Origin of the sequence: Campylobacter concisus (assembly GCF_002912895.1) — a bacterium.
Lineage (GTDB): Bacteria > Campylobacterota > Campylobacteria > Campylobacterales > Campylobacteraceae > Campylobacter_A > Campylobacter_A concisus_G.
In genome coordinates this window covers 1-9983 of the sequence record NZ_POZX01000056.1, presented here as the reverse complement: position 1 = coordinate 9983, position 9983 = coordinate 1, and the positions used below count along the sequence as shown (strand labels likewise).

Annotated in this window: 5 protein-coding genes; 3 read left to right on the top strand and 2 right to left on the bottom strand. The window is 36.6% G+C overall.

Annotation, left to right across the window (positions count from 1 at the left end; translation table 11 throughout):
• Positions 1-5731: hypothetical protein (locus CYP51_RS09820; RefSeq protein ID WP_180997741.1), on the top strand; the 5731-nt coding region annotated here is incomplete at its 5' end.
• Between the two features lie 383 nt (positions 5732-6114).
• Here the strand turns inward: CYP51_RS09820 and CYP51_RS06265 are convergent.
• Together CYP51_RS06265 and CYP51_RS10055 are read right to left on the bottom strand one after the other, a co-directional pair.
• The gene (locus tag CYP51_RS06265; protein ID WP_103624794.1) at positions 6115-6858 is read right to left on the bottom strand and encodes an XRE family transcriptional regulator; all 744 of its coding nucleotides are present in this window, start codon (positions 6856-6858) and stop codon (positions 6115-6117) included.
• A gap of 345 nt (positions 6859-7203) precedes the next feature.
• Positions 7204-7332 (bottom strand): hypothetical protein, encoded by a 129-nt coding sequence (locus CYP51_RS10055; protein ID WP_258031088.1) that lies wholly within the window; start codon positions 7330-7332, stop codon positions 7204-7206.
• 68 nt (positions 7333-7400) lie between these two features.
• Here CYP51_RS10055 and CYP51_RS09815 point away from each other — a divergent pair, with 68 nt between their 5' ends.
• The gene (locus CYP51_RS09815) at positions 7401-7544 is read left to right on the top strand and encodes a hypothetical protein (protein ID WP_180997742.1); all 144 of its coding nucleotides are present in this window, start codon (positions 7401-7403) and stop codon (positions 7542-7544) included.
• Positions 7545-7570: 26 nt separating this feature from the next.
• Positions 7571-8746 (top strand): phage late control D family protein, encoded by a 1176-nt coding sequence (locus tag CYP51_RS10050; RefSeq protein WP_258032807.1) that lies wholly within the window; start codon positions 7571-7573, stop codon positions 8744-8746.
• The last annotated feature ends 1237 nt before the right edge of the window (positions 8747-9983 follow it).

Below are 9983 nucleotides of genomic sequence, written 5' to 3'. Positions count from 1 at the left end.
AAAAGGAGCAGATCTTAATGCTCTAGAAGAAACTGCTGCAGGTGGTCCACAAGCAGGTGGTAATGGTGGAGATGGTGTAAGCTTATCTTCTACTAGCTTTGCAGAAGGAGGCCACATTAGTAACATATACGCCAATTATGGTAATTTACCGGATAATGGAGGTAGTTATATAAGTGATTATTCTGCAATAAGTGGAGGTAGGTTAAATGCACAGGATGCAGCAGATATCATTATACCTCCTACTCCAACCGTAGAATTTACGAAAGACACAAATAATGACGGATTTTTAAATAAAAGCGAAAATGAAGCAAACGGTGATCCGAATACTACTCCTGTTAAAATTACCGTTCCTACTGACGCAAAGGTAGGAGATAAACTAGAAATTACTATTACTAAGCCAGATGGTACGACCGAGAATAAAACCGAAACCATTACTCCTGAAATAAAAAACAACGGTTATGTTATACCTGACGTTCCTGTTAAAGACGGAAAGCCTTCTACCGTAAGTGCTTATATAACAGATCAGGCCGGAAATAAGGGTGGCGAAGGCAGAGATACGATAACTACCGATACGATTGCTCCGACTACTCCAACCGTAGAATTTACGAAAGACACAAATAATGACGGATTTTTAAATAAAAGCGAAAATGAAGCAAACGGTGATCCGAATACTACTCCTGTTAAAATTACCGTTCCTACTGACGCAAAGGTAGGAGATAAACTAGAAATTACTATTACTAAGCCAGATGGTACGACCGAGAATAAAACCGAAACCATTACTCCTGAAATAAAAAACAACGGTTATGTTATACCTGACGTTCCTGTTAAAGACGGAAAGCCTTCTACCGTAAGTGCTTATATAACAGATCAGGCCGGAAATAAGGGTGGCGAAGGCAGAGATACGATAACTACCGATACTACGGCTAAAGCACCGATTGTTACGTTTGTCGAAGATAAGAACGCGAATCCTACGCTGAATCCTACGCCGAATCCTACAAACCCTGACGATACGAGTGACGGTATACTAAATAATCCAGAAAATGCGAGCGACGGCAAGATAGATACCTCAAAAGTTGAGATAAAATTTCCAGGCGATGTAACCGCTGGTGATAAGTTAAACATAACTATCAAGGATCCGACTAACTCTAATTCTACGACGCAAGAAATAATTATAACTCAAGCCATGATAGACAACGGCAATAAATACTCGCTAGACGTTCCAGTTAGAAACAAACAAATTTCTAAAGTAGAAGCGGCTATAACCGACAAAGCTGGAAATACTAGCAAAAGCGCATACGACGAAGTAAAACTAGAATCCGATAAACCTAAGCCGCCGGTAGTAAAATTTACGGAAGATGTAAACGTTGATCATATTTTATCTCGCGAAGAGAAGAACGGAGCCACGAAAGATACCTCTCCGGTAAAAATAACTATACCAGATCAAACCGGACTGCCAGATAGTGAGAAAGTTAAAGTAGGCGATACACTAAATATAAAAATCTTCGGTGGAGGCAACAATGAAACATTTAACGTCAAAATTACTGAAGATATTTTAAACGACTTAAAAGGCAACGGCTTTAAGTTAGACGGTTCAAACAGCTTTGAAAATATAAAATCGGACGGCTCCACCGAAACTGTGAGGCCTAATCCTAAAGTTAGAAATTTCGATCAAACGATCGTTACCGCTACGATAACAAACGAATACGGCAATGCTAGCGATCAAGGAAAAGACTATGTTACGCCTAAAGTCGCTCCAAGGGTTACTTTCACGGAAGATTCTAATAACAACGGAATGCTAAATTTTTATGAAAACAGAAGCGGCGATCAAGATCTAAAAACTACGACGGTAAAGATTGAGCTTCCTTACGGCGTTAAGGCGGCTGACGATTATTTAAAATTTGATATCAAAACAGATAATACGCATATACCTATACCGCCGATTAAGCTAAGTGATCTTTCGGATACAACTGAGACTACGATAGCTCCCGGTATAACGGCAACTATTTCGGCAGATAAACAAAGTGTTTTTCTAAAAGGCGTACCGGTATCTAGAGATTTTAAGACGACTATAGAAAATGCCGTAGTTTTAGAAAACGACGGCATTACCAAAAAAAGCGACGTATCTAATAAAGACGAAGTTACAGTCGGAAAAGAGGAAATAGACGTAAAATTTGCCGAAAAACAAAGCGTAAAAGTAGATGGCGGCGACAATGCGCTATCAAGATCAGATAGTATGAAGGATAGCAAGGTAAATGAAATAGATGCAATCATCTCAATCCCTAAAAACGTGAGAGAGGGCGATATATTAAAACTCGACATATATGATCCTATCAAAGAGACGCCCGAAACGAGAGAATACACTATCCATACGGACGCAAAAGGATTTTTAAGCTCTATAGAGTCAAATAACCCAAGCCATTATCCCGACCTAGAAAGTAAATTTCCGTCTGCCGAACCGACTTCAAATCAAAAATACGAATATATACTCAAAGGCGTAGGGCTAGAAGCCGGCGAAAAAACTACCGTAAAGGCTACCTTAGACTACCGAAAAGGAACTAACGATGATACGGAAACAACGGACGCAATTAAAGAAGCGACTACCCAGATAGAGAACATCAAGGCTCCAGAAGTTATATTTGAAGACGCAAAAGGCGGTACAAGCGTAAGCAGAACCGATGCTAGAAAAGGCGCAAATGGCGACTACCTAACCGACGTTACTATAAAAATTCCATCAAATGCGGTAAACGGCGATAAGATAGAGGTAAAAATATATGAACCAGGCAAACCAATCCCTACGACAAAAATTTACACCATAAATAAAAGCAATAGTAAAAGCGGAAAGATCGACAGTCTAACTGACGAAAATAGTCATCAAATAAATACTACGGCGGATAAAAAAGGTTTCGTTATAAAAGACGTAGTGATAAAAACCGGCGAGCAAACCGAAGTAACAGCCAAAGTACTCTCGGATGCTACTCATAATAACGTAGCCGTCGATGAAAGCCCAGTAGCTGAAGCCTCTATAACCGTTTCTAATCTAAATAGAGTTTCAATAGCGTTTGATAAAGACAAGAATGAAAATTCGCTACTCTCAAGACCTGAAAGCGCAAGCGAAAATAATCTGGCGATCTATAAAACTACCGCTAAAATAACGCTTCCGAATAATATCTTGGAGAATGACAAAGTAAGTATTGATATAAACGGAACTCCAAAAAATTATACCGTTGAAAAAGATTCTGACGGTAATCTGCTACTTTCTAATGGAAGTGAAAAATTAAAAATAGAAGACGGTGCGGTAACTATAAAAGATATAGAACTAAAAACGAGCGGCGATACGAAGATTTCGGTTAGCGTTACCGATAAAAACGGAGCTGAAGTAAATGCCAAAAATAATATCTCTATAGACACATTAAATAACGATATGTTAATTAAGTTTGACGAAGACAAAAACAACGACGGAGTTATAGCCACTACGGCAAGTGAAACGACGGCGAGCATTAAGCTTCCGTCAAATACTGTTAACGGTGATATATTAAAACTTAAGATAGATAATCTTGAGAAATCTTACCTTATCAATAAGAATGCGAACGGAAAATTTGAAATTACCGAAATAGATGCCGCTAAAAATAAAGTAGGTAAGCCGATAGAAGCCGATGATAATAAAATAGTTAAAGTTTCCGTTCCTATTAATGATGTAAGTCCTACGAAAGTTAGCGCCGAGGTAGTTGATTACGAAGGTAAAGGCGTAGCCGTGAATTCAACAAACGACATTAAAAAAGCTTCTGGTGGTGGTGGCGATTCGTTCATGGTAACTTATGAGGAGGATACTAATAGGGACGCTAAATTAAGTAGAGCCGAAGCCAATCAAGACGGAACAGCAAGCAAGACGAATGCTGTTATAACACTACCTGTCGGCAAAATAGTAACCGGCGATAAACTAACGGTAGATATAAATGAGCCAAGTGGTACAAATGGTACAAGTGGCAATAGAAAGCTAGAGTATATTCTTACTAAAAATAGCGACGGCTCCGTAAGCGCTGTGGATAAAAACGGTAATCCAGTAAATATCGAAGAAGGGCTCATCAAAGTTCCGGTAAACGTTAAAGTCGGTACACAAAAAACGACTACGAAAGCAACGCTAGAAGATAGCGCCGGGGTTAATAAGGACACAACTGGAGAAAAACCTATAGAGTTAGAGAGAGGATTAAATGATAAGCCTATTAAGGTAACGTTCGACGAAGATAATCTAAATAGGGATGGCACGATAGACCGCGTAGAAGCCGACGAAGATGGCAATATTTATACTACTACGGCAACTGTGACTATACCTTACAACGCATCTATCGGTGATAAATTAAAAGTAGAGATTAGCACCGAATCTACGCCTAGAGAATACGAGCTAAAAAGCGTAGACGGTAAAATAAAAGCGGTTTCATCAAGTGGTGAAATACTAGACGTGATAGATAACGCGATAAAAATTCCTAACATTAAGCTTGCATATACTGCGCCAACTTCGGGGAATCCGACTCCAGCATTGGTTCCAACTACGGTAAAAGCTACGTTAACCGACGCATACGGCGAAGATAAAACGATAGACAGTAAGAATATAAATTTAAATATGGGCTTTAGCGGAAAACTCGAAGCGGTATTCACCGAGGACTTAAGTCGCAATAAAGTTCTAAGCAGAGACGAAGCGGCGATGGACGGCAATGCCGGTAAAACTACTCTCAGCCTAAAACTTCCAAGCAACGTTATGGCTGGAGATAAGATTAGCGTTACTATAAAAACCGATGGTCAAGTCACCAGAACCGAAAATTTTACGCTTGAAAAAGAAAACGGTGAACTTGTTGCTAAAAGTGCTAATGGCAACAAGATATCTCTTGAAGGAGGAGCGTTAAATCTAAAAGATATAGACGTGAGCGAAGGCCATAAGTACAGTGCAGAAGCTAAGTTAACTAACAGTAGAGACGAATACGAACAAACGTCTACTAACGAGGTTGAGCTAGAAAAAATGCAATATATAAGCTCTTATAGCGAAAGTAAAGATGCGAGCAACAAGGGCTTGCATAACGTAACGCTATATTTACCGGAAGACGCTAGAGAGGGAGATAAAATTTCTCTTACTTATACAGATCCGAACGATCATAACGAAACCGTTACGAAAAAGCTAGAAGGACTAACTAAAGCCGATATAGATAACGGCAACATTTCGACTCAAATAAACGTAAATCCGGAAAAAGCCTATGACGTAAAAGTGGTAGCTCAAACGGCTGATTCGAGCGGTTCAAATCATAGCGTAGCATCTTCGTTTACTATAAAAGTAGAGCAGGATAGCGGTAACGATACCGTAGAATTTAACGCAAATAACAATAGAATGTACGGCGGTAACGGTACGGATACTTTAGTATTTAAAGAAAGTATAGATTTAAGTGATGTAGAGAAACTAGGCGATAAGGTTTATAAATTTGAACAAATTAAGCTTGGAGATGATGGAGCGAGCGGTGCGGTTAATCTAACGATTAGTCCGAAAAACGTTTTAGATATAACTGACAATAAAGACGTTAGATTAAAAATTTTGGGCGATGATCACGATAGAGTTAATTTAGATAACCATGAATGGAAAAGAACAACAGATACCAATAGTGGCAATAGGACCTACGAAAGTATGTATGAAATCAATGGGCATACCGTTAAAATAGAGGTAGACCAAAAAATTCATACCGACTTCTAAGAAAGCTTTGCGACGAGCTTAAAACTCGTCGCAATTTTTATCTTCATATATTGATCTTGTTTTTATCAATTCTAATATAAATTTTTATCAATAATAGTATTTTAAGACATTTTACCAGACGGCTTAGTCTAAAACCAAATACATAGACTACTAAGTACCTACAGTCTTTGGTTCCGATAAGGTCTATAAAAAATGTGATAAATCTTATGTGTAAAGTTATGTTAGATATCAAAGTTATAAAAAAGCATAGAAAAGTGCGATTAATTCGTAGTTAGAATGAGTTTTGGTCAAAATCAAAGTGGCAAAAATTTCTTTACATCGCTTTACAAAAGCTTTACATCTTTTTACAAACTATTTTAAAAGCCGTTTAAATGGGCTTTAAATCAAGATTTTTTCATATGTGACACTACCCTACCCATTATGTGGCAACATTCTAAATCTTGTTTTTGTATGACAATGGGCTCGTATTTTTTATTGTCTGAAAAAAGCGTTATGGCCTTTGTTGTTGGATTTTTCTCAATACGTTTTACATATAAGTCACCATCATAGTTTATGATATATATACAACCACTTATAATGCCATTTTCGTTTTGCATAGGATTTATAAAAAGGAGCTCTCCATTAGTTATAGTAGGCTCCATGCTATCTCCACGAGCATTTATTATATGTATGCCTTTTATGCTCCCACTTATACGTAAAAACATACGCAAAAAATTTTCATCAAAGTCCATGATCACCGGTGCCTCATCGTAGTTTATCATTCCCCCACCAGCACTAGCATACGTATCCTCAAAATATGGTATAGATATAGTTTTTATATCTTTTTGTGAGTTTTTAAGGTTTGTGGGACTTATGGACAAATTTTCAGGACTTACGAACGACTTACGAACTAAATTCTCATCAGACTTACGAACTTCTAACGAACTATTATTGTCTTTTAAAAAATATGACGTTTGGACATTAAAAGCTTTTGCAATTTTTTCTAAATTTGACGTAGTTATATTTCCACCCATATTAGTTTCATATCGTTTTATACTTTGGATAGATACACCAGATTTATTGGCTAAATCCTCTTGTGTCCAACCATTTTCTGAACGTAAAAATTTAATTTTTTGAGCTAAATCCATAAAAGTCCTTGACAAAGTCTAATAAATTAGACTATAATTCAAAATGTGTTTGGAAGCATATTACTTTAAAAAAAGTAAAAAGTTTCTAAAAAAGGTTCTTTTAAATTTTATTGTTAAGGAGTGTATATGCTAGGGTGTGAGATAAAAAGCATATTTTGATACCAAAACTAGAGAGATTAGAATACCACTTGGTCTTGAAGTATTCCCAACTTGTCCTATCCTTGGCGGGGATTTAAATATAAAAATTTTTATCCCCACAGAAGAGTTGAGATGGCTTATCTCAAGTAATCAAGCATCAAATCCAGCGATTCGTTATTGCGAATTTTGTTGGTCAAGCCGTTCTTTTTAGCTGCAATCTTTACTTTTTTGTTTGTCTGTAAGCATAGATTTTATAACTTCTATCTCTACGCTAAATTCAAGTATTTTGGTGTAGAGAATACGATAAAGAGCTTCTTTGTCTTCATCATTCGTCATAGTAAACATCTCCTTTCAAGTAAGATTTTTGATTGTAACTTTTTTGAATAAATTTGAGGAGTGAAAAAATGAGAGCATATAGGGTCAAGCAAGTGACAAGAGAGGTAAAGCAGAAGCTAAAGCACGACCTCAAGGACTATTGTGAGATGAGAGGACTTAGTCTTAGTAGCCTTTATAAAGGTTTTGTGAGCCAAAAGGCTAAAAAATACTAGAGAAAGATGGAATAAAGGTAGCCTAAATGTGGGTAAATTCAAGGGTTGCAGCTGAAATTTTAGCTATAGAATATGATGCTTTGGTAAAAGCAGTAAAAAGAGCTGAAAAATCAGGCAAAAAATTTTGCTCTATAAAGCCTAATATATTAGGTTTTATGTATATAGACGGCATTGGTCGTGGCGGCAAAACCCTTCGAATAGATATAGACGAGAGAATTTATACAGAGATCGTGGAGAGGATCAGTAAAACAAGAGAAGGAGAGAGCTATGACGTGCCTTACGATGCAACAAATGGAGCGAAGTCAGGCAAAGGGGCTGATGCTGATGATGAGAGATATATCAGCACAGGACGTGCCAGAGCAGATGAGCTGGGCGAAAGAGATGGAGCTAATGCAAATGGCGCGACTATGCGCACATCAAGTAATGATTTATATCTTTGTGGTACTTTTAGCGTGCAAACAACTAGCGCAGACTACAAAGCAAACACAACAGAGATTAGAGCAACTGCTGTAAATTTTGAAAGCCCTGCAAAAGAGAAAAGACGTGTGAACTGGGAAAATACAACGCTTTTTGGTATAGCTAAAAAGATAGCTGGTATTAATGCACTATCTTTAAAAACAAGCGGTAGCGACCAAAACATAGCTTCTGTTATCCAGGATAATGTAAGCGACATAGAGTTTTTATATGATCTATGCGTCAAATTTGGCTTTTTAATGGCTGTTAAAAATGATAATATCATCATAACAGCCAAAGATGCTAAGGGCGATGCTAGCCAAACCTCAAATACTTCAAAAAACGAGAATTTGCCTACTTTTACACTAAATTTAACTGATCTTTACTCGCTAGAGATCACTGAAGCTAATAGAAACTCTTATACGGCCGTAATAGTAGAGTGGCAAGATATTGAAGCTGGTAAGGCAAAAAGCATTAAGGTGGGAAGCGGGGAACAAGTATATAAGATGCAGATAGCTCAGCCAAAGAGTGATAATGAGGCCTTTAAACAAGCAGAAGCTAAACTTAACGAGTTACAACGCGGCGGAATAAATGGCAGATGTAGCTGCGAAGGGAAAAATATCATAGCAGGCGGCAAGCTTAAATTTGGTGGAGTTGCTGGGCTAGAAGCAAATGAGTTTAGCATAAAAGAAGTAAGCCATAAGCTTAGCACGAGTTGGTATAAAATAGACATAGAGTTTGAGGGGTAAAATTTTAGTTATTTAATATGTTTTAAAATGTTGTAAAAAACTATTTAAAAATATAAAAATTTACGTTAGAAATCAAAGTGAAAAAATACGATTTTTAGCTCACTTTGATTTAAAAAGTCGTTTTACAGCAAATGGTATTTTTTTAATTAAGGTTCGAGATAGGCTAAGCGGATTCTCTCTTATTAATTTTATAGTAAAATATGATATAGTATTTTTATATCTTTATTATTATTATATCTAAATTTATATCGTATATATGATTTTTACCAATAGCTTCTTGTAAAATAAGAAGCGCAGCATAGCTAAAACTCATTCTTAGAATACCTTACTCTGCAACATAAGCCTTCCAGCAAACTAAATATTTAACGATCTCGTCTAATTTGCTCTTGCACCATCTTTGAGAAATTCTGGCAATGTCAGTATCTGTTTATTTGCAGAACAGTTTTTAACTACCTGAGTATAAACTTTGTCATCTTTTTTAAGCGAACCGTTTCACTCGTAGTTACGAGCGAAACGAAGTAAAAGTAGCCTTCTTTAATCTCAAAGTGAAGCTTCTAGACAGGCTTGTAAGCAGGAAATCTCAATACTAAATTTGCTTATTTTTGACTTCACTATGCTCGTTATTTTCGAGACTTCGCACTCTCTAAACCATTAAAGCTCTTATAGCCTTGGTTATTTTCTCAAAGAGAGTACAAAGACAAGATTAGTGTTTTTCTGGAATTTTAATAAATTAAGCCATTTTTACGATTTCCATATCAGATAAGAAATACCATAGAATTTCTCTAAATTTCTTCTCTGAAAATTCGGGAACGGACTATATATTTATTTTTAATTGCGCTCAGCGCAACTTAATGCTCCTTATGTTTGCATTAAAGTTACGCTGAGTATTAAAAAATTAAATTACCATTTTGCATAATATACATCATAAGCCTTTAAAATCTCTATCAGTTGGAGATACCACCTTTGTCTCTATTATAAGTTTGCTGCCATTTCTATAGTGCGCTATGAATGCATTATCTTTTCACTTATTCATCCAGTAGCTTCTTCAAAATCTTACGCAGACCTTACTCTATGCTCACAGTTTTTTAAGAACAGCTACATGGTTATAAATGATCAAATTTTATCAAGTTCCTATAATGAAAGCCTTGTCAGGGTACTACATAATGCTGGAATTGTTACTAACCAGAACAAATAACCCTATTTTTAGTTTTAATAAACAAACCGTACTTAACTATAT